Source organism: Burkholderia sp. MSMB1588 (assembly GCF_001546925.1).
In the GTDB taxonomy this organism is placed as follows: domain Bacteria; phylum Pseudomonadota; class Gammaproteobacteria; order Burkholderiales; family Burkholderiaceae; genus Burkholderia; species Burkholderia humptydooensis.
The window spans coordinates 269,467-294,627 of record NZ_LNJS01000002.1 but is presented as its reverse complement, the minus strand read 5'-3'; the positions used below and the strand labels follow the sequence as shown (position 1 = coordinate 294,627).

Below are 25,161 nucleotides of genomic sequence, written 5' to 3'. Positions count from 1 at the left end.
TCGCGGCAAGCGCGGACCAAGCCGGCGCCGTCGCTCCAAAGAAAAACGGCCGGCCGGGCCGTTTTGAGTCGATCGCTCGAACCTTCGCTCAATCGGTTCCGTACTTCGGCGAATGCGGGCGTACAGCAGGCCGTTCGGCTGGCCGGCGGACAGCATCCGGCCGCTCGTGAGCCCCGCCACGTCGACCGCGTCGTCGCTCAGCGTGTGCGCGATCTGCTTGACGGCCGCCTGCGCGAGCGTCGCGATCAACCCGAAGCCGCTGAAATCCACGTTGGAGCCGAGTTCCTTGCCGGTCGCGCGCCCGCTGCCCTGCACAGCAGGTCGCCCGTGCGCAGATCGACGAGCTTCGCGGACGCCGACACGACCGTCGTGCTGTCGAGCACCGTGTAGACGGAGCCGTACTGCGTGACCGTCGTGTACAGCGCCGCGTCCGCGCCGAAGATGTCGCGCAGCTTCGCGGGCGAAACGGTCTGGATGTCGGCGGCGTTCGTCAGGCCGTTCTGCTTGAACGTCTCTTCCATCACGGCGACGGGCACGACGTAGTAGCCCGCTTCGGCGACGGGCCGCGTCATCTGCGACAGCAAGCCGTACGTCGCCTTCACGTCCGACGTGTCGTTCTGCGGCGGCAGCAGCAGGATCGCGCGCGGCTGGCTCTTCTTGAACGCCGTGTAGTCGACGTGCTTCGCGGGCGCCGCGCACGCGGCGAGCAGCGCCAGCACGGACGCGGCCGACAGGAGTCTTGCGGAAATGAACTTGAACATGGCAGCCCTTATTGTTGTTGTGCTTGTACTTGCGTTTGCGCCGGCGCTTGCGGCTTCGATTGCGGCGCCGCGGCTTTCTTCTTCAACAGGAAATCCATGAACGGCGACGATTCGGGAAACGACGCCTTCTCGGCCTGGAACGCCTGCTCGGCCTGCTGCTCCTTGCCGACGCTCGCGTACAGCATGCCGAGATGCGCCTCGAAGCCGGGCGGCGGACGGTTGCCCTTCGCGCGAATCTGCTGCAGCGCCTTCTCGAGCGCGTCGATCTGGTCTTCGGGGCTCTTTTGCCCCTTGAAGTATTCGTAGACTTGCGGCTGATAGCCGTCCCATTGATAGAGCGGCTTCGGCTGATTCGCCGCGCAGCCCGCGAGCAGCACGCCCGCGGCCGCGGCCGGCAGCCAGACTCCCGTCTTGAAGGTCTTCTTCATTGTTGTCGTTGTCGATGGAAACGATGGATGAACGAATTCGTCCGCGCCGTGCGGGCGCGCTTACTTGCCTGACGCGAGCGCGCCCGCGTCGACCTGCTCGACGAGGTGATTGACCGCGTCCTGGATCGCGAGGTCGAGCACCTTGCCGTTGAGCGTCGAGTCATAGCCGGCCGTGCCGCCGAAGCCGATGATCTCGCGGTTCGACAGGCTGTATTCGCCCGCGCCCTGGCTCGACAGCACGACTTCCGACGTCGTCGTGTCGACGATGTTCAGGTTCACCTTCGCGTATGCGATCTGGCTCTTGCCGCGGCCGAGAATGCCGAACAGTTGCTGATCGCCGACTTCCTTGCGGCCGAACTCGGTGACGTCGCCCGTCACGACATAGTTCGCGCCCTTCACCGCCTGCGCCTTCTTCATGAACGCGGCTTCCTGCTTGATCTCGTCGAGGTTCTCGCGATCGAGCACGTTGAAGCGGCGGCTCTGCTGGAGCTGCGTGACGAGGATCGTCTTCGCCTGGCCGCCCAGGCGGTCGACGCCGTCGGTGAAGATGCCGCGCATGTAGCTCGAACGATTGTCGAACTTGCCGACCGCGATGCCGACCGGCTTGCCCGCGAACGGCTTCTGCGCGCTCGCCGACGCGGGCACGGGCAGCGTGCGCGACGCCTCGGTCGCGCAACCGCTCAATGCGACGATGGCCGATGCCGCGAGGCACGCCAGAACTGTCTTCGAAGTTTTCAAACGATGGTCCCTCCTTGGAGATCGCTAAACATGCCGTGTCGACGGCGTCGCATCGCGCAAGCAACACGCGATGCGACGCCGTACGTCAGATGAGGAATCGAATGGGAAGCGCGAATGACGCGAATGGAGCGGATTCGCGCGCGGCGGCCGGCGGTTGCGGCCGCGCGCCGGCGCGTCCGTGCGGGCGCGCGACGCGGCGTCGCGTGCGGCCTGACGGCGCCGAGCCCGCACGCGCGACGCGAGGATTCGATGCGGCCGCAACCTTTCGCCGCCCCCGATGCCTGAACGAAGCCAGGCGCAAACTTTTCTTATGTGCTGCCACTAAGCTCTCACAACACGCGATTATTGTCGTAGTGCGCAACGATAACGGCAACCATGCACGCGCGACAACAAAAAAGTGCCGAATGTCGAGCGACCGCAACAGCACGCGCCTGTCGCGCATTTCGTCGATGCGATTCGATCCGTACATTTCGCGATGTCGACCGTGCAGACCCACTTGGCACGCGCAGACCGCACGAATTCGCCCGCCCCCTGGGCAACGGCGACGGCCGCCTGTGCGCTCGATTTCGACAAACGGCCGAGATAGGGTGGTGCGACAATTTCCCCATCCCGCACTCGAAAGCGGCAATTCACACGATTGCCGCCGATTGCTTCGGCACGCGCATCGATTGCGCGCGTTCACCGAATTCCCTTAACCGATTCATTGCCAAGCGACCTTATCGACATGCCTTTCGTCACTATCGATGGCCAACCCCTGCACTATCAGATCAGGGGCTCCGGCGCGCCCGTGCTGTTCGGGCACAGCTACCTGTGGGATTCGTCGATGTGGGAGCCGCAGCTCGAAGCGCTCTCGAAGTCGTATCGCGTGATCGCGCCGGACCTGTGGGGACATGGCCAATCCGGCCCGCTGCCCGACGGCACGAACGACCTCGACGATCTTGCGATGCAGATGTGCGCGCTCCTCGATCATCTCGGCATCGACACCTGCTCGATCGTCGGGCTGTCGGTGGGCGGCATGTGGGCGGTGCCGCTCGCGCATCGCGCGCCGCAACGGATCGACCGTCTCGTGCTGATGGACACCTACGTCGGCGTCGAGCCCGACGCGACGCGCAGCAAATATTTCCAGATGCTCGCGGCCATCGACGCGCAAGGCGCGATTCCCGCGCCGCTGCTCGACGCGATCGTGCCGATCTTCTTCCGCCCCGGCATCGATCTCGCGAGCGAGCTGCCTGCGGGCTTCCGGCGCGCGCTGCAGGCGTTCACGGCCGAAAGGCTGCGCGACTCGGTGATTCCGCTCGGCAAGATCACGTTTGGCCGCGAAGACGCGCGCGCGAAACTCAGCGCGCTGCCGGCTGAGCGCACGCTCGTGATGTGCGGCGCGAACGACGTCGCGCGGCCGCCCGAGGAAGCCGACGAAATCGCAGCGCTGATCGGCTGCGAAAAGGTGTTCGTGCCGAAAGCCGGGCATATTTCGAATCTCGAGAATCCGGCGTTCGTCACGCAGGCGTTGATCGATTGGCTCGCGCGCGGCGGCGACTGAACCCGATGCGCTGCACCGCGGTTCGTTCGTCTCCGGGCGCATGCGACATGCCGAACCTGACGATGCCGGGCGACGCGTCGGCGCCGCTGAAAAAATGCGTCGCGCGCCGCCCCGCGGAATCGGATCACGCAACCTTGAACTTCCCGACCGCCTCGGCGAGTTCGACCGCCTGAGTCTGCAGCGCCGAAGCGGCCGCAGCCGACTGCTCGACGAGCGCCGCGTTCTGCTGAACCATCTCGTCGAGCTGCGCCACCGCGCGATTCACTTCCTGAATGCCGCGCGTCTGCTCGTCGGCGGCGTTCGAGATCTCGCGCATGATCGTCGTCACGTTCGAAACCGTGCCGACGATGTCGTTCATCGTCTGCCCCGCCTGCTGGACGAGCGTCGCGCCCGTCGCGACGCTCGACACGCTCGAGTCGATCAGCGCCTTGATCTCCTTCGCCGCCTGCGCGCTGCGCTGCGCGAGCGAGCGCACCTCGCCCGCGACGACCGCGAAGCCGCGCCCCTCCTCGCCCGCGCGCGCCGCCTCGACGGCCGCGTTCAGCGCGAGGATGTTGGTCTGGAACGCGATGCCGTCGATCACGCCGATGATGTCGCTGATCTTGCCGGACGCGCCCTCGATCTCGTGCATTGTCGACACGACGTCGGACACGACCGTGCCGCCGCGCGACGCGACGCTCGCCGCGTTCGTCGCGATGTCGTTGGCCTGGCGCGCGGCGCCCGCCGACTGCGTGACCGTCGACGTGATCTCCTCGATCGACGCGGCCGTCTGCTCCAGGCTCGCCGCCGCCGATTCCGTGCGCCGCGACAGGTCGTGATTGCCCGACGCGATCTCGCCCGCCGCATGCCGCACCGAATCGCTCGCGTCGCGGATCACGCGCATCACGTCCTGCAGCTTGCCGACGAACGCGTTGAACGAGCGCGCGATCTGCGCCACTTCGTCGCGGCCGGCATCGGGCAGGCGCTGCGTCAGATCGCCCGTGCCCGAGCCGATCGATTCCATTGCGTCGCGAATGCGCGCGAGCCCCCGGAACGCGACGCCCGTGATCGCGCCGACGATCAGCGCGGCGGCGGCGACGAGCGCGACGAGCGTGCCGATCGACACGAGCAGCAGCGAATGCATGCCGGCCATCGCATCGGATTTGTCGAGCGCGACGACAGTCAGCCAGTCGGTGCCCGGCACGGCGCGCGCGCGCATCAGCTTCGCCGCGCCCGCGACGTGCGCGTCGATCGGCGCGGCGTTCTCGTCGGACGACGACGCGGCGAGCGCGTCGATGCTCAGGTCGTCAGCGAGATCGGTGACGGGCTTGAGGGTGAGCTTCGGATCGGCATGCGCGACGATGTGGCCGCCGCGGTCGACGAGCATCCCGAAGCTGCCGGGCGTCGGATGGATCGCCTTGACGTTCGCGATCACGCTGTCCATCGCGACGTCGCCGGACACGACGCCCTTCAGCGCGCCGTCGCGCACGATCGGCGCGGCGAACGCGACGACGAGCTTGCCCGTGCCGACGTCGACGTAAGGCGGCGTGACGACCGGCTTGCCCGCCTGCGCAGCCTGCTTGTACCACGGGCGGCCGGTCGGATCGTAGTCGGGCGGAATGCCGGTCGGGTCCGAGAATTTCGCGGTCTTGTCCGCGTAGCCGACATAGACGTTCGTGAATCCGCCGGCGGCGGCGATCTGCTTGAGCGAAGGGATCGGGTCGGGCGAGATCGCGGCGTCTTCGACCGACACGATCATCTGCGTCTTCGACGCAACCCAGTCGGCGATGCCGGTTTCGTGGCCGGTCAGCACCGCGCTGAGGTTCTGGCTGATGGACTCGCGGTTGTAGCGATTGGCGACGAAATAGTTGAGCGCCGTGTTGATGACGAGCGAACCGATGACGATGGCAAGGCACGCGACGAGAATGCGGGACCGGATCGAGGAGAGCATGAGGAGCGGTGGGTGTGGAGCGGACCTATTGGTTTACGGCTGCGGGAACGGGCGACTTGACCCGAGGAAGGCGCGGCGTCAGGGTTTTTGCTCTAGCAGGCTGTTGAAAAGCCCTCCGTCATGACAACCGGAGCGCTGGTTAAAAGGATTTCACGTGCGATCAAGCGGTGAATTACAGCAGCACCATGCAAATCTCCCGGCTGGTGGACATGCCAGCCGGCATGCCGACGCACGTCGGCCCCGCTCAGGCGGCTTATTGCGCAACTCGGGGCGACACCACCGTCAGTATTCGAGCCATGCGAGTCAGGTTACTGGCGAGCATCGTCAGCTTGAAGTGCTGATCGACGCGCCGGATGCCGCGATACACCGTCTGCCGAATCCGGCCCACCGTCTTGCCCCAACCGAAGTGCTCTTCGATGCGTTTGCGGATGACTTGGCTGATCCGGTAGCCGGCATGCCGCGAGGTGCGGCCGTCGATCGCGCTGCCGCCTTGGCGGGTGTCGTTGCGTGCCACGTGCGGCGTCACCTTGCGTGCCCGGCAATCGCCAACGAAGTCGCGCATGTCGTAACCCTTGTCGGCGCCCAGCGTCTTGGCATGGCGGCCCGGTACACAATCAAGCAAGCGCAGGGCGCTCGCGCGTTCGGCAAAGCCGTCGGCATGGCTCACCACGGCACCCACCACCAGGCCCGAGCGGTTCTCCATGAGAATGTGTCCTTGGTAAGCGAGGATGGCCCCGCTTTGCTTGCTCTTCCTGAACAGGCGTGCATCCGGATCGGTACTCGACTGGTGTGTCTCGTTGCTGCGCCGCTGGCCACGCCAGTCAGTGTCGGCGTTGCGAGCGCCACCCGCGGGCGGCTCGTCGCCCGGGCCGTCCTTGGGGCGGAAACTCTTGTGGCTGGCCCAGGCCTGGATCAGCGTGCCATCGACCGAGAAGTGCTCGCGCGAGAGCAGGCCACGCTGCTCGGCCAAGCCCATGACCTTGGTGAAGAACGCTTCGACGACCTCGTGTTCGAGCAGCCGGTCGCGGTTCTTGGAAAACGTCGAGTGGTCCCACACGGCGTCCTCGATCGCCAGCCCGACGAACCAGCGGAACAGCAGGTTGTAGCGCATCTGCTCCATCAGCATGCGCTCGCTGCGCACCGAGTACAGCACCTGCAGCAGCAACGCCCGCAGCAGCTTCTCCGGCGCAATCGACGCGCGGCCGCTGTCCGCGTAGATCACGCTGAACAATCCGTTGAGCTGCTTGAGCGCTTCGTTGACAAGTTGCCGTACCGGCCGCAGCGGGTGATCGGCCGGCACGAAGTCTTCCAGCTTGACCGTTGTGAACAGCGGTTCTTGCATCTCGTCCATTCCGCGCATCGCTCTCATTGCCCAAGGTCATGAACACGATATCCATAACGCGCGACTCTCAACGCCCGTTTACGCTGGGCCCAAATTCAACAGCCTGCTAGGGTTTACGCGAAGTGCGCGAGCGTTTTTGTCTGATGCGATGCGACGCCTTTGCCGGCACCGGCCTCCGGCGGGCGGCGGGCGGCGGGCGGCGAGCGCGGCCGAAAGCGTTCGCCGGCCAACTCTCCGTTATCGCGCGGTCAACCGCGCGGCGGCGTCAGCGGAATCGACATCTCATGCCGGAACAGATTCCCCGGATCCACCGCCTGCTTCGTCGCGATCAGCCGCGCGGCCTTGTCGCCGTAGTACAGCTCGAGCCACCGCGGATCGATCTGCGCCGGATCGCGCTCGAGATACTTCATGTCGATGTCCGGGTAGTTGATGTAGCAGCCTTCGTAGCGGCCGCTCGCGTCGCGATATGGCTTGCCGCCCTGATCCGCGTGCACCGCAGAGAACAGGTCGTGCAGCCATTCGACGTGGAATGCGTCTTCGTCGGGATTCGTCCAGTAAGTCTGATACTGCGACTTCAACAGCGATTGCCGCTGACAGACCGACGTCGGATTCGCGCCTTCGTCGTTCGCGTTCACGCAGCCCCCGTACGAATCGATCTGCACGAGCGTCTGATTCAGACGCGGATCGTCCGCGGTATTCAGATATCGCCACAGCGCGTCGATCTCGGTGTCGCCGAAATTGCCGATCTGGTACGCCGACTTGTACTTGCCGCGCCGGTTCGCGCCCGAACCGTTGATCGTCTGCGTCAGATACAGCCAATCCATCTTCAGCGCGCTCCGTGTCGCGTGCGCCAGGCGCGCCCCGGCGAGCGGATGCCCGAGCGCCGGCAGATTCGGCGCGACGAACCGATCCCAGATGACAGGCATCCGGCCCGCGGCCGCATTCATCGTGTCGACGAAATCGATGAACGGCGCATCCGCCGCACCGCCGACCACGCCGTCCTTGCCCGTGTACTGGATCGCGAGCACGATCGGCCCGGTCGAGCGATGCTGCAGCTTCAGGAGCGTGAACAGCCCGCCGTTCGCGAGCGCCGGATCCGCGGCGTTCCAGTTCGCGTCGTTGCGGCTGAACCAGTCCCAGTAGGCCCGGATGAATTGGCCGAAGCTCGCCTGCGTGAAGTCAGACCAGTCGTAGGCGAGCGGCAGCCAATACGCGGTGCGCGGCGCGTCGGGCAGCGCGTTGAAATAGTAGTTCAGGATGATGCCGAAATTGCCGCCGCCTCCGCCGCGGCACGCGATGAAGAGCGCCCGGTCCGTCGGGTCGGCGCTGCCGAGATGCACGTGCTTCGCGTCGAGCGCGCCGCCGCCGGAGGCGGGCGTCAGGATGTCGACGCCCGTCAGCCAGTCGACAGTCAGCCCGTGCATGCGCGACAGCAGCCCGTACCCGCCGCCGACGATATGACCGCCCGCGCCGACCGAGTAGCACGAACCGCCGGGCAGCGTCTTGCCCGTGGTCTTGTACAGGCCGACATAGCCGTCCCAGTTCTGGCTGCCCGCTGCGACGCGAACCCGATAGCGCGCCGAGCCGGCGGCATCGAACGGCGACGCGATCTGCCCGCGCGGATCGAAATCGAAACCCGACATCAGGCCGAGATCGACGATCGCGAGCGGCCGCCCGACGTCGTCCGGCAGCCGGTTCGCGACGAAGCCTTCGTAGCAGTGCCCGCCGCTGCGCACCGTGATCCGGCAGGCTTTTGCGAGCGCGTCGCGCGACGCCTCGATCACGTCGTCCGCCGTGCGGCAGACATAGATCGCCGCCGCGCCGGCCTTGGCCGTTGGCGGCCAACGCAGGTTGAAGCCCTTTTGAAGCGTCGAATAACGAGGATCGGCACCATCGACGTATACATAGGACATCGGAACCTCCGGCGAACGTGTCGCATGCTTCGAAGCCGAGCTGACGGCCGCGCAACCCGGGCGAACACGCACGATGCGAATCGCCGCGACAATCGAGGCGCGGGACGGCCACCGAACGGTCTCGAATCCGATGGCCGCGATGCTTCATTCGTGCCGCCAACCACGGCGGATCGCGAAAACCGCAAGCCGATTCACGCGAAATTCAGGTCGATCACCTGATAGAACGCGTTGGCGGTATCGGCGACGTCCCACGTCGCGAGCAGCACGTGATAGCCGGTGCGAGCGGGCAGATTGAATTCGTGAATCGTGTCGCCTCTGGGAATCAGCTCCCGGTCTGCGTCCGGCCCCCAGTACGGCTGATACGTGTTCAGATAGACCTTCAGCGGATCGGGCTCGAAATGCGCGCGCGCGAGCCGCGCGTGGGTGTCCCATCCCGGCTTGGTGATCCAGTACGTCCAGCGCCGCGTCTTGTGCGGCATCGAATACGACCACGTGATTTGCAGCGACTGCCCCGAGCGCACCGCATGCTTCTGCCAATGTGCGACGGAATCGGGTTCGTTGAGTTGCGCACGGGCATCCGCCGTGCGCCCGCCGCTCGCGATTTCGCCGTCGCGCGGCGGCACGCCGTTGGCGACATCGTCCGGCGCGTCCGGATCTCTCAGCCCACCTTGTGTCGCGGGAAAGAATTTGCCGCCTTCCAGCTCGTTGACCTGCCCGAAGTCGAGCTTGCCTGCTTCGTAGAGATACACGGCGCGCGATTCGGGCGTGATGACGCGACCGTGCCGCGGAGAAATTGACGAGGACCTCGTTGCGCTTCTCGAATCGGTAGTGCTCATTTCGCCTCCTTTGCTGCAAACATGCCGGACATCGGCAAGACCGACGTTTGGAAGCTATTCGCGATACCAATGAAATTGATGCTAGGTTCTCCATTCGAATGACGCCAATAAATTTATCGAGAACCCCCTTTCTGTCGTTTTATATTTTTCATTAGAGAAATTGAATCAAGATCCGTGTATGGGACGATCAATAAAGGATTCCCCCCGCCGCCGATCCGGTACTCGGAGCGTATGGTGATTACATAGATTCATGAAAAATTACAAATTTAGAAACATTGCGCCCGAAGCCGAGGGTGCGGCGCGGCGCGGCGCGCGATCAGGCGAGGGCGGCGCGAGCCCGATGCCGCGTTGCACGTTGCACCCACGAGCAGGGTTGTCGGCGGTCAAGTCGCCGATTCGGCACGGACGCGATTCGTGTTCGGCGGAAGATGGAGATCGCGGTTGTCGCGCTACTTGAACGTGGGCCCCGCGCCTTCGCTCTGCCGAGAACAGGCGGCGACGAGCTCCTGCACGGCGTAAGTGTCCTTCACGCCCCCGAGGCTATCCAGGATGCACGTGTGATACGCGCGGTCGCGCGGCAGCAACATCGCCCAATTCCGGTAGAGCTGATCGCACGCATTGCGCATGAAGCCCGTCGCGGTCGGGTTCCGGCTTCCCCGCAACGCGTTGAGAATGCACTGGTTATACCCCTGCTCTTCGTTGAACGCGGCCGCCGAAAGCGGGCTGAGGATGGCGACGAGCAACAGACTCCTGGCGGTCAGATGCATGGTTTTCACCTTGAGGACTACGTTGGGTGGAGGCGTCGGGTTGCTTGGCGACATGGTGACGTGTCCTCGCTGCGGCGGACTTTTCGCGATTGTGAGCGTCAAGAGCGGACTCGACATGACGTTCGGCGTATGCGCCGCGTGAAGCGCGAGGCGACATTTCGGAGCTGCGCACGGCGCGGTATTTACGCATCGACGTAGACAGCGCAAGCCTTGCGATTGGCTTCGACGAACGGCTCTCGCGCATCGCGCGTGTCCACCAGGAGGGCCAGAAGGCGTTCGTCGAGCCGGGCGGGCCATTCGCGCAGTATCCGGTTCGCGTCGTGCTCGGTTTCGCCGACGCCGATCGCGAACTCGTACGCGATCGACTACTACGCTATCTGCAGCGCTGAGTTCGCGCCTATACCCGCACCGACGTTGTACGGTGACCGGGGTTGCGCAAGCCATAAACGGCCCGTTAATGCCCGAATTCCAACTGGGGGCTTGTCAACAAACAACTATCCTGGCAATTCTCTTTCACTTCAAGATTCTATCATCGGAAATAATGGGGCATGTGTGTCGTAAATTTTATGTACAAGCGACGTTACTCGGGAAATGACAACGACTATGCCAGCGTTACCAATCGGTCGAATTTCAAGCCTTTCATCTTCTACCCCGCTACTCGTGGTTGATTGATATATCCCCGCGCTCAATAGGCGATCGGTGTGGTAAAAAAATGGCCGCATACGATTACAACAACACCGGGCCAAAATGAACTCCGAACAACTCGCCTACAACGTGCTCAGCCGCATTACGCTGACTTGGGCAGCACTGACGATCGAGGCCCGACTCCTCATCGCCATTGCACTCGCTGCGATCGGTGTCGCCTTTCGATCGAGTCGCCGACGCGCGCAATTACATAGGCAAAGAGAACTCGATCCGATCAAGCGGGTGATCTACAACCCCAAGCAGTTCCGGCACCCCCGCCAGCGATAAATAGGAACCGATTTAACCCATACCGATACCCTGCTAGACTCCAGTCTTAGGAATAAGCCAATTTATTAGCAATTTCCCAAGTTCGAGAGAAGTATCTAGGAAAATGCTAAGTCGGCCAAGGGAAATGTTATGCTGACTGCAGAACTGCTCGACGACGCCCAACGGACTCAAGGGAGCCTGTCCGCATTCGCGGAACAGCTCGGGGTCGCGCCGTCGAAGTTGTCGGAATGGCGGAAGGGCAAGTACAAGCCCGATGCGACGCATATCGCCCAGCTTGCATAACTGACGGGGCTGCCGGTATTCGAGACGCTCGCGGCGATCGAAACGACGCTCGAAGCCGATCGGGCGTCAGTATGGATTCGTGCTTTGGGGAATCTGCGTGCGGCGGGTGTAGCGGCGACTGTGGTGCTTGGCGCTACCGCCGTGGTAAGCTTGACTTCAAAACCGGCTGACGCGGCTGAAAAAGCCGAAGAAAACAAAGACTTGGCGCCCGGCTGGGATCGAACCAGCAACCCCTGCCTTCGGAGTGTCGAGAAGCATGTTCACCAGAGTAAGCCGTCGTTTTTAATTTATTAAAAATCAACTACTTAGAAATCTAGTGTTCAGGCGTGTATTTGCCCGCTCACGGCAAGATTGGCCCTAATTCGGCCCTAGACTATACTCTTGCCTAATTGGCAGGAGCTAGGGCATGGGTCAGAGATTCAAAATCGATCGTGACTTTTTACGGGCAATCACACCAACCGGCCGGTATCAGGAGTTCGTTGATGCCGACGTGCGCGCGTTCGTGGTCAAGGTGACGCCCATCGGCCGGATCAGCTACACCATCCGGTGGACGAAGCCTGACGGCTCACGGGGGCGGCGCGTGCTCGGCTATTGGCCGGATCTGAATCCCGGCGAGGCGCGCGAGCTGGCAAAAAAATCCCTGCGCGACATCGACAAAACTGGCGACACGACGGCAGACGTGCTTGAGCGCCGCCGCCGAAAGGTCGAGGCCGATAAAATCATCGGCACGCCAACGCTCGCGAGATTTATCGATGACCGCTACGCCGACTGGCTGGCGACCAACACCCGGACCGGTACTGCAACGCTTACGCGTCTGCGCAAGTCGTTCGCCGAACACCTCGATAAGCCGATTAGCGAATTCAACGCATGGATCATCGAGAAATGGCGCTCCAACCGCCTCAAGGCCGGAATCGGCGCATCCACAGTCAATCGCGATCTGTCGGCGCTACGGGGACTGTTCTCGCGGGCACTGGAATGGGGCATCATCGCTGAACACCCCATGCGGACGGTGAAGGCATTGCAGGAGCCCAGCGGCAAGGTGCGCTGGCTGACGAACGACGAAGAAATCCGATTGCGCGCGGCGCTCGACGCCCGCGAAGAGCGCGAACGCGCTGGCCGCGAATCTGCGAATGCTTGGCGCGCCGCGCGAGGATATGAGCCGATGCAGGATCTTCGAAGCTCGGACTTCGTCGATTACCTCAAACCTGCGGTACTGCTCTCGATCAACACCGGCCTGCGTCAAGGCGAGCTGCTCAAACTCGACTGGCAGCACGTCAGCCTCGACCGCGCAATCCTGACAGTGACCGACACTGCGGCAAAGTCCGGAAAGCAACGGCATATTCCGCTAAACGACGAAGCGCTGGCAACGCTCAAGTCATGGCGCAAGCAGCAAACACAGCACGGCGTAGTGTTCGCGAGCGCGGTCGGCGGCGTGCGAACCGATGTCAAAACGGCTTGGTCCAAGCTGCTCAAAGATGCCGAGATCGTGAATTTTCGTTGGCACGACATGCGCCACCACTTTGCGTCCCGATTGGTTATGGCGGGAGTGGATCTCAATACGGTGCGCGAATTGCTCGGCCATGCCGATCTGACAATGACGCTTCGCTACGCACACCTTGCACCTGAACACCTGTCGGCGGCTGTGGCGAAGTTGAACCGAACGACCTCTAGCCAAGCTAGCAAATCCGGGAATGCCTGATGGAAATGACCCACGATGCAGACGAATTGGAACTCGATTCGATGATTACTGGGGGTGTCCCATTACTCGCACATCCGGCCGATTTCGCGTGGCGACCCACTACTCACGAATTGTTGGCCGCTATCGACCAAGGCTACTCAATGGTTATCGACAGCCTGATACCGCGCTTTGAGAGTCAAGCAGCATGGCGATTACGCCACGAGTGGAGCAATGCTGGTTGCAAGAGCTATCCAATCCAAGGCGACGACTACGAAGAGTGGCGAGATTGGTGGTTGACTGAGGTGTTGCAATATTGCTCAAGACGCGATGCCGGCATCGACGAGAGTATGCCCCTGTCAACGGTTGGTCAGGCAGCCATCAATATCTTTATCGTCGCGTCTCATTTAAGGCTTGCGATTGAACAGAGACAGTCCGAAAAGGCCGCTTATCTCGGAATGACGCTGCTTGCAGAATCACTGCGCATCGGATATGAGCTCCAGCATTCGGCAGCGTTAGACGGCGTCACGGCAACTCGTCTCTCACGCCGTACAGCCTATGAAAACGGCATCGGCAAGAGCTACGACGATTTTGAAAAAGCAAGGTTTTACGCCACATCTGACGCGAAGCTTATCTGGGAGCGCGATAGTGCTCTCAAAATTGGCGAGGTCGCGAAGAACATCATTGCCGGCTTGAAGTCCCGCAACAAGGAATTTTCCGAAAATTTCGACATTCCCGACGAGCCAACCGTCAAGAAGTGGATTCGGGAAGCAGGCAAGCAGGGCGAGCTAAAGATACCAAATGGCGCACAACTACCAGGACGGCCCCGGAAGCAAAAATAAAATAGTGTCCGCGCAGCGCAAATACGTTTTTACGCTGCGGAGAAACATATTTAGGCAGCGCGCGCAAATTTTAATCGACTTCGGGAACACGTAACCTCGCTTCAAGGTTGTTCAGGTGAACAACCTCTTACCAAGGAGTCGAGGAAGCATGGATCCGAGCTACACCATTCCCCAGTTCTGTGCGGCATATCACTTCAGCCGCGTTTACTACTACTCCCTGAAGGCTCAGGGTAAAGGGCCGAAAGAGCTGCGCCTTGGCCGCCGTGTGATCATCCCGCGCAAATGCGCGGAAGACTGGGAGGCCCAGATGCTGGCGGATCAGACGGTTAGCAGCAACACTGCGTCGGAGTAAGGGGGGAGTATATGTCGAAGAAAGACACTCTCGATATTGCGAAGCCCAACGTTGCTGGTGCTCTGAGCGCGATCCGCTCGAAGAAATCGCGCGAGCAGATCAAGCTTGAGCGTCTGAAGCCGTTCGTGCCGGTGATCAATGAGGCACTGAAAAGCGGCTGGAAGTGGTCGCCGATCGTTACCTTGATCCGCGAAAACGGTGGCCCGGTGCTTTCGAAGAAAAAAGCAGAGACCCTGTATCAACTTATCAAGAGTCAATGCTTGCCTGATGCCAACGGCAAGGCTGGCGAAGGTGCTCCGACGTCGCGCGAGCACAAGGAGGCGATGCATCTTGAACAGGTTTTGTGCGAGACCGCACGTCGTACCGGCGAACGTATTTTCGTGCAGGCGGACCTGTTGAGTTCTGCGCGCAACTTTGGCATGACCAAGCCGGGTGTGCAACGCGCCTTGATCGTGTTGTGCTCGATCGGTCGTATCCACATCATCAAGAACCAAGGTAAGCCCGACTGGGTCGCGCTGAACCCGATGTTTATCTCGGGTTATTCGGCTCACCGCTGGCCCGGTTACTGAGCGGGCCGAAAGGTCAGTCCGGCGTCATCGATGTGCTGGCGAAAAGATATTTATGTATATGCCTGCGCGACCTTGATCCCAGCAGCTTCCACGCAATCTAATCATCAACGCAGGAGAAAAGTGGGTGCGCGGTCGTCGATCTATTTTGGTATTAGGTAGGATAACTAATGAATAGATAGGTAACGACCGGTCAATAGATCGACTCTCGTAAGAGATGGCGATCGTCAACAACATGAGCACACGCATGCCATCCGTAAGAGATGGCATGCGTATTGATCAATCAAACAACGTCGACAGCCTGTCAAGGCTGTCGTAAAGGAAAGAAAAAATGGCAGCCAAAGAAGACTGGTTTCAATCTGAAGATAACAGCCACCTCGTAGAGCAGGCATCTAGTCTCGATATGGAGCACAACAGCGTCTTTGACCATAACGGTACTCGTATCCTGCTCGGTCACAGCACGCGTAACTTGCCGTTCCTGGTTCGTTTCGTGAAATTGGTGTTCCGTACCAAGCATGCTCTTCCGTTCAAGATCACGACGGACGAGAAGGGCCGTAAGCGTGTCGATAGTGCGTCGTCACTGGCAAAGTTCGTGCATCTGATTCATGGAATGACGGAGTTGTACTCGCGTGACTACCACTACGCCCCGGCGCTGAAGTTGTTCTTCGAAGTGTTCGAATTTCACGATATCCGCTTCTGCACCCTGACGCGTATGGAGTTTCCGTTCCATGACGGCAAGCGTATCGAAGCCGAGATCGTCAACGACTTTGTGAAGGTGCTGCGCGAAGAAGGCGCGCGCGTGAACATCACGAAGCAAATGAACGACTGGCAGAACGCGATCGACGATAACGCCGAGCGTCTCAAGCTGTATATGGATGCGCTGTTCGAGCGTTACGCGCGCTTGATGGTGATCCGCCTCGATCTCAATTACAAGGTGGCATGCGTCTCGGAACAGCAGCTCCTTGAAATTGACAAGGAACTGGCGCGCCAGGCATTGGCCGATCACGGTTACCTGTATGGCGACGCCGTGGTCGAGTATGACGGCCTGGAAACGCAGGCACGTTTCGATGTGACGGTGCTTAATGAGGATCGCAAGCGCCTCTTCACCAACAAGCGCAGCAAGCCGACGCTGTTCGAGCATCTTGTCGGTCATGTCTGGCGTATCGAATGGTCGCGCGTCAGCGGTTATCACCTGCACGTCGCATTTTTCTTTGACGGTTCGCAGGTGAAGAAGGATGCCTGGCTGGCCGATCAGATCGGTCAATACTGGTCGCAATCGATTACAAAGGGACTTGGCCTGTACCACAACTGCAACCGCCACAAGGACGAATACGGCGAGTACTGCGGTATTGGTGAGGTGAACTACTACGACGAACCGAAGCGCGAAAACCTGATGCGTGCGCTGGGTTACCTCGCGAAGCGCAACCAGTACCTCTACGTCAAACCGACGCCGAAGTGCAATCTCTTCGGTACCGGTCATATGCCGGATGAGAAGTCGACTGCTGGCCGCCCGCGCAAGAAGGGCATTAGCACGGTCGAATAGGCTGGATCAGAGGGCATCGACTGGGGCTTTGGAGGCTGCCGGGACCATATGCAAAGTAGCTCTTGGATATCGCAACTAGCTCTTTGCCCCGCCGAGCTTGCCAGAGCTGGAACTGCGCCTGGCGCGCCCTCTTATCCCCTCATGTGCTGCTTGACCGACTAGAGACGGAATCTGAAGGGCTCAGGCCGATACGTCAATCAGACGTACTGCCTGAGCAATCACGGGTAACGCGCCGTACCGCTGCGTATTCATGGCAGCGATGGCGTGTTCGACAATTTTTACGCGAGATGACTATGAATATGAAACAGCAAACGACAATGGGCAATGCCTTCTCGGGTGCCCAAGGTATGGCCTCGAAAGCGGAAGTGAACGAGCCGGCAAAATCGCGCCGCGACATCCTGGAGGCAATGCGCGCCGCGCTTCAGGCATATGAACCCGAATCGAAGATGTCGAATCTCGATTATGTCCGCGAGATGTTCGATCTGCTCGAAGAGAAGTTGAAGAAAGGTGCTACGTACTCGAAGCTTTCGGAACTGCTGAAGGGGGCAGGCATCGACATCAAGGATGGCACGCTTAAGACGATGATGTCGAAAATTCGCGCCGAACGTAAGGTTCAGTTCGTCAAGTGTCCGTGCTGTAAATCCGAGGTTCCCGAGTCGCAGATCGGTGAACAATACCGCGACAACCGGATGTCGGAGCAGGCTGGCGAGCTCGGCGAAGCTGCATAAATCGCTGTAATCGTGCTGATGGCGAGACTATTGCCGCAATACGGTGGATACCGTTTCGTGAAGTGATCGTGTTGGCAAAAAAAGAGGAACCCTTGTTGCTGCGGGTTCCTCTGTGCCTGCAGGGCGGCGTTACGGATTGCCGTACTGCCAGGTGTTGACGTAATACTCGCCGTCAGCCTGCCAGCCGAGCTGCACCTGAACGGTTTGTTCTGCCGTCGCGGTTGCAGTCGAGGTCAGCACGTCGGTGAACGGCGTATTGAACGTAAGCGGCGACGGCGTGTTGCCCGTACTCGCTCCCCATACCGTTGCATCGTAGGTCGTGATCGGTACGCTGGTCCGGGCCGCGCCTAGCGAATTGATTGACGCCCAGAAGTTCGGATAGAACGTGCCGGCCGGCGTCGTCCAGTCGAGCGACGCCGACGTACCCGGCGTGCTTTGCGTACCGGAGCCGCCAGGCGTCAGGAAGTTCGCGATCACGTCGCTGCCGAGCGTATGCCATGCCACGGTGCTACCTGCCGCTGCGGCATAGTTGCGCGCGATGTTCTGGATCTGCTCCGAACGGATCTCGGTGCCGGTGGTGTCATACAGCGTGACCGTGTAGACGCCGAAGTTCTGGATCGCCGATACGTCTTGCGATGACGACGCATATTCCGGCAGACCGTTCGGCGAGAACGACGTCGCGCTGCCCGAGAGCGGCGCCCATGCCCACTTGTAGGTCGTGGACATCCCGCCATTGACGCGATTGCCAACACTCGTGAGCGGCGCGGTAAGCGTACCCGTCGGAATTTCAAGATAGCCAGCACCCGTGCCGTTACCTGCGGTCTGGAACCACAGGCCGCTAGCTGGCAGACCCGGTCCCGTCACCACGGCGGAACCAACGCCCGTAGCCGTACCGTTGATTTTCACCGAAGACGGAATCTGGATATCGAGACCTGACTCGTAGTGCGCATTGGCTGCATCCGCCGAATCCGTGTACTGGACGCGGCCGAGGAACGACGCGATGTAGGTACTGTCCTGCAGCTGGTTGCCGATGATGTCCCACTGGCCGTTGGGCAACTGCTGCACGTAATCCATGCCGAAGTCGGGCGTGCCGTCTGGATCGGTCATCAGCAGATAGACGAGTGCCGTCGGATTGTTGATGCCGGCAAGCGTACCAGCGGGGACGAACGCGACCGTCTTGATGCCAGTTAGCACCGTGCCCTTGGTGAAGAGCGTGTGACGCTTGGCGAACCCGGCGACTCCCGTGCCGATGCCGTTGTTCAGGTAATTGGCATCGATCGCTGACGTGCAATTGCTGTCCGAGGTGTCCGTGGCGCCACCCTGAACATCCGACGCGCAGGCGCTCAACGAGGCTTGCAGGTTGGCGAGGTAGTTCGCGGCCTGGGCGGGGGCCGCAAGTGCGGTGGATACGCTCGTGCTGGAATTGAGCTGGATTGCCGTGTTGGGATTGGCAAGGCTTGTGATCTGCAATCCGAAACCCGAGGCCGAGGGTGTGACTGCGACGGAATCGATCACGGCGTCCGCGCCGGTCTGGTTCGGTGTGAAGGTCGTACCGATGGGGTCGAACGACGCCGGAACGCTGTTGGCCGACAGGATCGGCGCGATCGCCGTATCGAGGGTGGTTTCCGCCGCGGTAATCGCAGAAGACGTGATCGCCGATGCGTTACCGGTCAGATCCGCCGGATTACCTGACTGAGTCATGAGTGCCGCAACGGCCGTCGTCAGCGGCGTCACGTTCGCGATTACCGGCGCACCGGCTGCCGTGCTGGCACTGGACAAGACCGAATAGAGCGTGCCCGATACACCGGACGGATCGGCGGCGGTAATCAGAAGCGGCGCAGTCAGCCTCGATAACGAGACGTTGTAGTTGCCGTTTGCGCCGGAAGTCGCCGTGACGCTCTTGCCGCCGGCATCCGTGACCGTGACGATCGCGCCAGTCATGCCGGTGCCGATCGCGACCGTTCCGGTCATGGACGTGGCCGCAGCCGTTGACTGACCGCCGGTTCCGGTCGGCGCTGCGCTACTGCTACCGCCGCCACCGCCGCACGCGGCCAGAACGGCACTCATCGACGCGCATAGCGCGAGTCGCATGATCCCCGTATTGGATCGGATTTTCATTCTTCTCGGGTCCTTTATGGTTGAGTGGTGCTGCGATAGGGCCGTCCGATCACAGACGACCCCGAGATCACGACGGCATTAGCGATCCAACTGCCAGCCGTTGTCGGTCTTGACCATGTCCAGCGTGTAGTGGAACCGGAGCGTGTTTTTGCCGCTGAAGCCCGGACCATCGACCTTGGTAAACAGGTCTCGCGCGGCATTGCCTGGGAAATTCGGACAGGCTTGGTCGAACTCGGATCGGAACGTGCGCGGGCCGTAGCTGGTAATCAGCTCCTGATAGAGCGCCGCCTGTTTCTGCTCATCGTCTTTCAGATCCGAATCGTCAGCCGCGCTTTTACCGCTGTCGGCGTCGTCCTTGCGGATCTGCATTTCCTGCTTGAGCAAATCCTGGCGCTCAGACGTTTTCTTTGCCCAGTCTTCCAGCTTGTCCTTCTGATCGCCGTCCGCTTCGAGCGTCAGGTTGTATTGCACTTCGATCTGGTAGTGGTGGTCATCGCTGCCCTGGGCGCCGTTGACTCGATTGAAGTCGGACATATCGACATACTTGCAATCGCCCAGCTGGGCCTGAACGGCTTGCTTCGCATCGCTTTCGCTCGGTGCGCCGTTGCCGCATGCGGCAAGTAGGACGGTCAGCGCAGTGAGGGCGACGAGGTGATGAATGCGGGGGTAGCGGTGGCTCTTCATGCGGTGATGTCTCTTTCCGGGTTGTAAGGTTGTGGTGAGAAAGCCGATGATGTCGTCTCAATGGATAACGGCATTCGTCTTTTAAAGTTTAATATCAACTTGAAAAGTCCTTACCTTATAAGGTCGTGTGTTCAACCATTCAAGTCGAATGGGAGAACACATGGCACAGGTTGATCTGGATGAACTGGCCGGCCTAATCGGCCGGGCGATCGCAAAGCACAGGCTGGAGAGCGACCTGACGCAGGAGCAGGTCGCGGAGATGCTCGGAATCGGCAACGAGGCGGTATCGCGGATGGAGCGCGGCTTGGTGATGCCGACCGTTGCCCGGCTGGTCGAACTGGCCGAGATCTTCGGCTGCGATGCGGCCGATCTGCTGACCGGGGCCAGCACGCGCAGTAGCGATCAGGGGAAGTACGTCGGTCAGCTTCTGGCGAAGCTCAGCGGTAATGACCGGACGATGGTGGTTGAGATTGTTGAGCGTCTGGCTGGTCGCCTTGCGCGACGCTGATGAGATCGGGCCGGTTTCTGACGCGGGTGCAGCCGATATCAGTGGGGAACATCGAGCAGGGGGCGGCCAAGACGAGACCTGCTGCCTGCTGCCCCGAAAGTCTGGTTTATAGTGGCTCCTACCGGTCGAATACGGTCGCCGAATGATCGCCGCGATCACGCGCCGACGTTCACCGTTTTGAGTAGCCGTATTCCACTGTGCCACCAGACCGGACTGTTATTGGTTGCCAAGTGGCGGCGCACTCATCGTTGGCGAATGATCCTGTAAGAGACTGCTCTTTCGGGCAGCGAGTCGGTGTTCGCGACTTAGCTTTCGGCAAAAGGCACCAGGAGCTGGAACCTGCAATGAAGATCCAATCTGTTCGCATCAGGAACTTCCGCACGTTGAAAGACGTGACAATCCCCTTCGATTCCGTCACGACATTCATCGGGCCGAACGGTGCCGGCAAGTCTACCGTGCTTCGTGCGCTCGACTGGTACTTCAACGGCAAGCCCAGTTCGCTGACAGAGAAGGACTGCTCCTTCGGGGCGACTGCCGAAGACATCGAGGTTCAGGTCACATTCGCTGACCTCACCAACAAGGACCGCGATGCACTTGGCAAGTACGCGCCGGACGGAGTCGCCACGTTCACTGCATGGAAGCGCCGGTTACCTGATGGTTCCGATGTGCTCTCCGCCAATGCAAAGGGCTTCCCGGATTTCAACACGATCAAGGCGGCAAGCGGTGCGACCGCGAAGAAGGATTTGTACGCTGAACTCCGGCGTAGTCGCGCAGACCTGAATCTCCCGGCGGCCAACACTGGCGCAGCTGTTGAGCAAGCGATGATGGCATGGGAGGCATCTCACATTGATCAACTCGTCGACGCTCCTGAGGCGCTGCAGACCAACTTCTTCGGCTTCAACAGCGGCGGCAAGATGAGTGGCCTTTTCGACTTCGTCCTGGTCACGGCCGATCTTCGAGCGAGCGATGAGTCGATCGACGGGAAGTCGAGTATCATCGGTCGAATTCTTGAGCGGTCAATCGATCGTGCTGCTGCTGATGAGGAGATCGCGAAGATCGTCGACGAGTCACGCGCAAAACAGCAGATTGTCTACGAGGAGAAGTTCAAGGCGCAGCTTGAGACGATAACGACGCAACTCAATGACGTCGTTAAGTCTTACTCGCCTGGTCGGGCTGTCACGGTATCTCCTGCAGGGGTGGAACTCAAGGCCCCTCGGACCACATTCGAGGTGGCCGTGCTCGATGGCACAACCGAGACTGCTGTGGAGCGGCAGGGGCATGGCTTTCAGCGCACGCTTCTGATCTCGGCGCTCCAACTCTTGGCGCAGTCAGGCGCGGCGTCAGCAGAGGGTGTCATCTGCCTGGCGATCGAGGAGCCAGAACTCTTTCAGCACCCGATCCAGGCGCAGACGTTCGCGAAGGTGCTCCGGTCCCTCGCTGAGGATGCCGGTAAGCGTATCCAAGTGACCTATGCGACTCATAGTCCCTACTTCCTGGAGGCGCGACATTTCGACCAGGTCAGGCGGCTGACAAGGTCGTCTGACGAGACTCCAGTGGTCACTGTCCACCTCGCCACGGTTGCTGGCGTGAAAGCCAAACTGAATGGAGTATTGACCGCCGATACAGTTGACCGCCAGCTCGACGGCATTGTAGCGAATCAGCTTGCCGTAGCGCTCTTCGCGCATCGTGCTTTCCTTGTGGAAGGTACGACAGAGTCGGCAGTGTTTTATGGCATCGGCGATAAGACCTCTCTTGGCTCGCTTGAGGCCGCTGGCATCTTCATCGTCCCTGTAGGAGGCAAGACATCTATCCCACTCGCACACGCGATCCTGGCGTCGATCGGTATCCCGGTCTATGCGCTCTTCGATGCGGATGGCGGGTTTGAAGCGCGCGCGAAAGATAATGGGAAGGCGCAAACAAAGATCGATGAAGAACGGGGCAACCACGCGAAAGCGAATCGTGCGGTGCTGAAGTACTTTGGTCGAGCTGAAGAGGACTTTCCGTCTGCTGTTGTTGCTAACGAGGTTGCGATCTTCGACGATCACCTGGAAGCATTCCTGTCAGCAAACTGGGCAGAATGGGTCACGGCCTGCAACAACCTCGAGGCTGCTGCAGGTATCAGTCTCGCAAAAAATCAACTCGCATACAGGACGGCAACCCTCAAGGCCGAAGGGAATGTGCCAGAGATGCTCATGCAGATTCTGGCTAAAGCGGAGGGTAATTAATCGTGCATGAAATCATCTGCCCGCACTGCGGGAAGGCATTTAAGATCGACGAGGCTGGGTACGCGGACATCCTGAAGCAGGTTCGCGACAACGAGTTCGAGCAGCAGTTGCATGAGCGGCTTGAACTAGCCGAGCAGGATAAGCGAAATGCGGTCGAACTCGCCACGACCAAGGTCACCAGCGAACTGGAAAAGGCTGCCACAGCCAAGGACGCCGAGATCCAGGACCTGAAGGCTAGGCTTGACGCCGGCGAGGTCGCACGGAAGCTCGCCGTGACCGAGGCCCTAAGAGACGGTTTCAAAAAGAGTCCAAGGGGCTGTTAACTTTTTCAGCATCCTGTTAACCTTGGCCGTCGTGACAGACGGGCCAAGGAGATGGGTAAGCCAATCATTGATGACGAACTGTGGGCACTGATCGAAGCACTGCTACCTCCGCCAAAGCCGCGCCGCTTCAAGTACCCCGGTCGCAAGCCGGTAGCGGACCGTGCGGCTTTGACGGGCATCCTTTTTGTGCTGAAGACGGGCATTCGTTGGCGCGACTTACCGTCCGAAATGGGATGCGGCTCAGGCGTAAGTTGTTGGCGCAGGCTGCGCGATTGGCAGCAAGCCGGTGTGTGGGATCGACTGCACGCGGTGCTGCTGGCGAAACTGCGAGCAGCCGAGAAGATCGACTTCTCCCGTGTGGTCGTCGACTCATCGTTGATTCGTGCGGTTGGGGCGGGCGAAAAACTGGCCCGAACCCCACCGATCGAGCTCGACCCGGGTCGAAGCACCACATCGCCACCGACGCCAACGGAACGCCGATCGCGGCAATCCTGACCGGCGCCAATCGTAACGACGTCACCCAACTGGTTCCGCTGATCGAGGCCATTGTGCCGATCGGCGGCGTGCGTGGACGGCCTCTGAGCCGTCCTGCCCGCGTCTACGCCGACCGTGGTTACGACCACGACAAATACCGACGCATCCTTCACGAGCGCAACATCCCCACCAGCATCGCGCGGCGCGGTCAGCCGCACGGTAGTGGCCTTGGAAAAGTCCGTTGGGTCGTCGAACGTACTCATGCTTGGCTGCATCATTTCCGCCGTCTACGTATTCGCTTTGAACGTCGCGCCGACATTCACGAAGCGTTCCTCAAACTCGGCTGCTGCCTGATCTGCTGGAATACCCTGCGGCGAGCCCAGCAGTCTTTATGAAACCGTCTCTAAGCGCGGTGGAAAAAGAGCGTGACGCGCTCGCGAACGAACTTGAGCGAGCGAAGCTCGACAAGGAAGCCGCTTCCAAGCTAGCCGAGGTGAGGCTTATGAGCGAATTGCAGAGCGCCGCCGCTACGAAGGACGCTGAGATCCAGGACCTGAAGGCCAAACTTGGAGCTATCGAGGTTGCGCAGAAGCTTGCCATCACCGAGGCACTCAGTGCAGTCGAGAAGGAACGTGACGAACTAAAGAGCGGCCTCGAACGAGCGGAGCTTGAGATGCAGCTCGCAGAGAAATCGCTCAAAGACAAGTACGAAACACAGATCAAGGATCGCGATGACGCGATCGAGCGCCTCCGGGACATGAAGGCTCGCCTGTCGACCAAGATGGTTGGTGAAACCCTCGAGCAGCACTGCGAAACCGAGTTCAATCGCATTCGCGCGACGGCGTTTCCGAGGGCATATTTCGAGAAGGACAACGACGCGCGGACTGGAAGCAAGGGCGACTATATCTTTCGTGACTCCGATGAGGCCGGCACCGAGATCGTTTCGATCATGTTCGAAATGAAAAACGAGAGCGATCGAACTGCCACGAAGAGCAAGAACGAGGACTTTCTGAAGGAGCTCGACAAGGATCGTACCGAGAAGGGGTGCGAATATGCGGTGCTGGTTTCTCTGCTCGAACCCGATAGCGAGCTTTACAACACTGGGATCGTCGACATGTTTCACCGGTACCCGAAGATGTACGTCGTTCGACCGCAGTTTTTTCTTCCAATCATTACGCTTCTGCGGAACGCCGCGATGAACTCACTCAAGTACAAGTCGGAGTTGGCACTTGTTAAGGCGCAGAACATAGACATCACGCACTTTGAGGCCGACCTCGGGACCTTCAAGACAGCATTCGCGAAGAACTACGATCTGGCCTCCAGGCGCTTCCAAACGGCAATCGATGAGATCGACAAGTCGATCGACCATCTACAGAAGACGAAGGACGCTCTGCTTGGCACCGATCGGAACCTTCGTCTCGCGAACGATAAGGCACAGGACGTGACGATCAAGAAGCTGACTCGGGGCAACCCAACGATGGCGGCCAAGTTCGCCGAACTCAAGAATTAGGCTTCTTCCGAAGCAGGATGAGCCGGGTCAGGGCGCCAACGGCTGCGTGCCGCTGGCGTCCGCTTGAACAACTCGTTCACGTGGGCGCGAAGGGACCGCGTTTG

The 25,161-nt window shown here is 60.6% G+C and carries 21 protein-coding genes and 5 pseudogenes; 16 read left to right on the top strand and 10 right to left on the bottom strand.

The features are described 5' to 3' along the window. Positions 1-88 precede the first annotated feature (88 nt). The 3 genes and pseudogenes from WS92_RS29545 to WS92_RS29535 all read right to left on the bottom strand — a co-directional run bounded on the left by WS92_RS29545 (position 89) and on the right by WS92_RS29535 (position 1,927). Positions 89-761: pseudogene (locus WS92_RS29545) on the bottom strand (DUF799 domain-containing protein). An 8-nt stretch (positions 762-769) separates the two neighbouring features. After that, positions 770-1,189: a DUF4810 domain-containing protein gene (locus WS92_RS29540; protein ID WP_015602080.1), complete on the bottom strand. Its 420-nt coding sequence runs from the start codon at positions 1,187-1,189 to the stop codon at positions 770-772. A 60-nt stretch (positions 1,190-1,249) separates the two neighbouring features. Continuing rightward, positions 1,250-1,927 carry a CsgG/HfaB family protein gene (locus WS92_RS29535; RefSeq protein WP_009913933.1) on the bottom strand — a complete coding sequence of 226 codons (678 nt, stop codon included), beginning with the start codon at positions 1,925-1,927 and terminating at the stop codon, positions 1,250-1,252. A 724-nt stretch (positions 1,928-2,651) separates the two neighbouring features. On the opposite strand from WS92_RS29535, the gene WS92_RS29530 reads away from it, so the two are divergent. After that, the gene (locus WS92_RS29530; RefSeq protein ID WP_059934755.1) at positions 2,652-3,467 is read left to right on the top strand and encodes an alpha/beta fold hydrolase; all 816 of its coding nucleotides are present in this window, start codon (positions 2,652-2,654) and stop codon (positions 3,465-3,467) included. Positions 3,468-3,591: 124 nt separating this feature from the next. Here the strand turns inward: WS92_RS29530 and WS92_RS29525 are convergent, their stop codons facing one another. From WS92_RS29525 to WS92_RS29505, 5 genes are all read right to left on the bottom strand, one after another. Beyond that, positions 3,592-5,397 carry a methyl-accepting chemotaxis protein gene (locus WS92_RS29525; protein WP_015602085.1) on the bottom strand — a complete coding sequence of 602 codons (1,806 nt, stop codon included), beginning with the start codon at positions 5,395-5,397 and terminating at the stop codon, positions 3,592-3,594. A gap of 253 nt (positions 5,398-5,650) precedes the next feature. Then, complete coding sequence (locus WS92_RS29520) at positions 5,651-6,748, bottom strand: IS5 family transposase (protein ID WP_015602980.1); 1,098 nt, start codon at positions 6,746-6,748, stop codon at positions 5,651-5,653. A gap of 239 nt (positions 6,749-6,987) precedes the next feature. Then, on the bottom strand, positions 6,988-8,652 hold the full coding sequence (locus tag WS92_RS29515; RefSeq protein ID WP_059929771.1) for an FAD-binding oxidoreductase: 1,665 nt from the start codon (positions 8,650-8,652) through the stop codon (positions 6,988-6,990). Positions 8,653-8,843: 191 nt separating this feature from the next. Then, the gene (locus WS92_RS29510) at positions 8,844-9,488 is read right to left on the bottom strand and encodes a lytic polysaccharide monooxygenase auxiliary activity family 9 protein (RefSeq protein ID WP_015601293.1); all 645 of its coding nucleotides are present in this window, start codon (positions 9,486-9,488) and stop codon (positions 8,844-8,846) included. A gap of 449 nt (positions 9,489-9,937) precedes the next feature. Next, positions 9,938-10,255: a VF_A0006 family four-cysteine protein gene (locus WS92_RS29505; protein ID WP_015601972.1), complete on the bottom strand. Its 318-nt coding sequence runs from the start codon at positions 10,253-10,255 to the stop codon at positions 9,938-9,940. A 34-nt stretch (positions 10,256-10,289) separates the two neighbouring features. On the opposite strand from WS92_RS29505, the pseudogene WS92_RS36875 reads away from it, so the two are divergent. From WS92_RS36875 to WS92_RS29470, 10 genes and pseudogenes are all read left to right on the top strand, one after another. Next, a pseudogene (locus tag WS92_RS36875) lies at positions 10,290-10,382 on the top strand (PAAR domain-containing protein); the annotation flags it as partial. Between the two features lie 8 nt (positions 10,383-10,390). Next, positions 10,391-10,644 (top strand): annotated as a pseudogene (locus tag WS92_RS35365) (phage virion morphogenesis protein); the annotation flags it as partial. Positions 10,645-11,002: 358 nt separating this feature from the next. Beyond that, positions 11,003-11,227: a hypothetical protein gene (locus WS92_RS29500; RefSeq protein WP_009913942.1), complete on the top strand. Its 225-nt coding sequence runs from the start codon at positions 11,003-11,005 to the stop codon at positions 11,225-11,227. Between the two features lie 129 nt (positions 11,228-11,356). After that, a pseudogene (locus WS92_RS36870) lies at positions 11,357-11,795 on the top strand (helix-turn-helix transcriptional regulator). A gap of 120 nt (positions 11,796-11,915) precedes the next feature. Then, a complete protein-coding gene (locus WS92_RS29495) occupies positions 11,916-13,208 on the top strand; it encodes a phage integrase (RefSeq protein ID WP_059929769.1) in 1,293 nt (430 codons plus the stop codon). Beyond that, positions 13,208-14,026 carry a hypothetical protein gene (locus WS92_RS29490; RefSeq protein ID WP_141668117.1) on the top strand — a complete coding sequence of 273 codons (819 nt, stop codon included), beginning with the start codon at positions 13,208-13,210 and terminating at the stop codon, positions 14,024-14,026. The genes WS92_RS29495 and WS92_RS29490 overlap by 1 nt, the downstream gene beginning before the upstream one ends. A 148-nt stretch (positions 14,027-14,174) precedes the next feature. Beyond that, positions 14,175-14,378: a hypothetical protein gene (locus WS92_RS29485; protein ID WP_059929765.1), complete on the top strand. Its 204-nt coding sequence runs from the start codon at positions 14,175-14,177 to the stop codon at positions 14,376-14,378. Positions 14,379-14,389: 11 nt separating this feature from the next. Then, positions 14,390-14,947: a hypothetical protein gene (locus WS92_RS29480; RefSeq protein ID WP_059929763.1), complete on the top strand. Its 558-nt coding sequence runs from the start codon at positions 14,390-14,392 to the stop codon at positions 14,945-14,947. Positions 14,948-15,275: 328 nt separating this feature from the next. Further along, the gene (locus WS92_RS29475) at positions 15,276-16,487 is read left to right on the top strand and encodes a YagK/YfjJ domain-containing protein (protein WP_082743542.1); all 1,212 of its coding nucleotides are present in this window, start codon (positions 15,276-15,278) and stop codon (positions 16,485-16,487) included. Positions 16,488-16,780: 293 nt separating this feature from the next. Beyond that, a complete protein-coding gene (locus WS92_RS29470) occupies positions 16,781-17,215 on the top strand; it encodes a hypothetical protein (protein ID WP_141668116.1) in 435 nt (144 codons plus the stop codon). A gap of 129 nt (positions 17,216-17,344) precedes the next feature. Here WS92_RS29470 and WS92_RS29465 read toward each other — a convergent pair whose 3' ends face one another. Together WS92_RS29465 and WS92_RS29460 are read right to left on the bottom strand one after the other, a co-directional pair. Continuing rightward, positions 17,345-19,333 (bottom strand): hypothetical protein, encoded by a 1,989-nt coding sequence (locus WS92_RS29465; protein ID WP_059929757.1) that lies wholly within the window; start codon positions 19,331-19,333, stop codon positions 17,345-17,347. A 78-nt stretch (positions 19,334-19,411) separates the two neighbouring features. Further along, positions 19,412-20,017, bottom strand: coding sequence for a hypothetical protein (locus tag WS92_RS29460; RefSeq protein ID WP_059929756.1), 606 nt, complete (start codon positions 20,015-20,017; stop codon positions 19,412-19,414). A gap of 160 nt (positions 20,018-20,177) precedes the next feature. On the opposite strand from WS92_RS29460, the gene WS92_RS29455 reads away from it, so the two are divergent. From WS92_RS29455 to WS92_RS29435, 5 genes and pseudogenes are all read left to right on the top strand, one after another. Continuing rightward, complete coding sequence (locus WS92_RS29455; protein WP_059929754.1) at positions 20,178-20,525, top strand: helix-turn-helix domain-containing protein; 348 nt, start codon at positions 20,178-20,180, stop codon at positions 20,523-20,525. A 344-nt stretch (positions 20,526-20,869) separates the two neighbouring features. Beyond that, entirely contained in the window at positions 20,870-22,750 is a 1,881-nt protein-coding gene (locus WS92_RS29450; RefSeq protein ID WP_059929752.1) for an ATP-dependent nuclease, read from the top strand. Positions 22,751-22,752: 2 nt separating this feature from the next. Further along, positions 22,753-23,037: pseudogene (locus WS92_RS29445) on the top strand (DUF2130 domain-containing protein); the annotation flags it as partial. 87 nt (positions 23,038-23,124) lie between these two features. Beyond that, positions 23,125-23,942 (top strand): IS5 family transposase gene (locus WS92_RS29440; protein ID WP_096746671.1). Its coding sequence is split into 2 segments (ribosomal slippage): positions 23,125-23,473 and positions 23,473-23,942, totalling 819 coding nucleotides; the frame shifts between segments, so codons are not numbered across the junction. After that, positions 23,939-25,057 carry a DUF2130 domain-containing protein gene (locus tag WS92_RS29435; protein ID WP_231755846.1) on the top strand — a complete coding sequence of 373 codons (1,119 nt, stop codon included), beginning with the start codon at positions 23,939-23,941 and terminating at the stop codon, positions 25,055-25,057. The genes WS92_RS29440 and WS92_RS29435 overlap by 4 nt, the downstream gene beginning before the upstream one ends. Positions 25,058-25,161: the final 104 nt, after the last annotated feature.

Bases quoted from the DNA above. Each gene is read 5' to 3' on its own strand.
- WS92_RS29540 (WP_015602080.1), bottom strand. From the start codon at position 1,189: ATGAAGAAGACCTTCAAGACGGGAGTCTGGCTGCCGGCCGCGGCCGCG.
- WS92_RS29530 (WP_059934755.1), top strand. From the start codon at position 2,652: ATGCCTTTCGTCACTATCGATGGCCAACCCCTGCACTATCAGATCAGG.
- WS92_RS29525 (WP_015602085.1), bottom strand. From the start codon at position 5,397: ATGCTCTCCTCGATCCGGTCCCGCATTCTCGTCGCGTGCCTTGCCATC.
- WS92_RS29520 (WP_015602980.1), bottom strand. From the start codon at position 6,748: ATGGACGAGATGCAAGAACCGCTGTTCACAACGGTCAAGCTGGAAGAC.
- WS92_RS29515 (WP_059929771.1), bottom strand. From the start codon at position 8,652: ATGTCCTATGTATACGTCGATGGTGCCGATCCTCGTTATTCGACGCTT.
- WS92_RS29510 (WP_015601293.1), bottom strand. From the start codon at position 9,488: ATGAGCACTACCGATTCGAGAAGCGCAACGAGGTCCTCGTCAATTTCT.
- WS92_RS29505 (WP_015601972.1), bottom strand. From the start codon at position 10,255: ATGCATCTGACCGCCAGGAGTCTGTTGCTCGTCGCCATCCTCAGCCCG.
- WS92_RS29500 (WP_009913942.1), top strand. From the start codon at position 11,003: ATGAACTCCGAACAACTCGCCTACAACGTGCTCAGCCGCATTACGCTG.
- WS92_RS29495 (WP_059929769.1), top strand. From the start codon at position 11,916: ATGGGTCAGAGATTCAAAATCGATCGTGACTTTTTACGGGCAATCACA.
- WS92_RS29490 (WP_141668117.1), top strand. From the start codon at position 13,208: ATGGAAATGACCCACGATGCAGACGAATTGGAACTCGATTCGATGATT.
- WS92_RS29485 (WP_059929765.1), top strand. From the start codon at position 14,175: ATGGATCCGAGCTACACCATTCCCCAGTTCTGTGCGGCATATCACTTC.
- WS92_RS29480 (WP_059929763.1), top strand. From the start codon at position 14,390: ATGTCGAAGAAAGACACTCTCGATATTGCGAAGCCCAACGTTGCTGGT.
- WS92_RS29475 (WP_082743542.1), top strand. From the start codon at position 15,276: ATGGCAGCCAAAGAAGACTGGTTTCAATCTGAAGATAACAGCCACCTC.
- WS92_RS29470 (WP_141668116.1), top strand. From the start codon at position 16,781: ATGAATATGAAACAGCAAACGACAATGGGCAATGCCTTCTCGGGTGCC.
- WS92_RS29465 (WP_059929757.1), bottom strand. From the start codon at position 19,333: ATGAAAATCCGATCCAATACGGGGATCATGCGACTCGCGCTATGCGCG.
- WS92_RS29460 (WP_059929756.1), bottom strand. From the start codon at position 20,017: ATGAAGAGCCACCGCTACCCCCGCATTCATCACCTCGTCGCCCTCACT.
- WS92_RS29455 (WP_059929754.1), top strand. From the start codon at position 20,178: ATGGCACAGGTTGATCTGGATGAACTGGCCGGCCTAATCGGCCGGGCG.
- WS92_RS29450 (WP_059929752.1), top strand. From the start codon at position 20,870: ATGAAGATCCAATCTGTTCGCATCAGGAACTTCCGCACGTTGAAAGAC.
- WS92_RS29435 (WP_231755846.1), top strand. From the start codon at position 23,939: ATGAAACCGTCTCTAAGCGCGGTGGAAAAAGAGCGTGACGCGCTCGCG.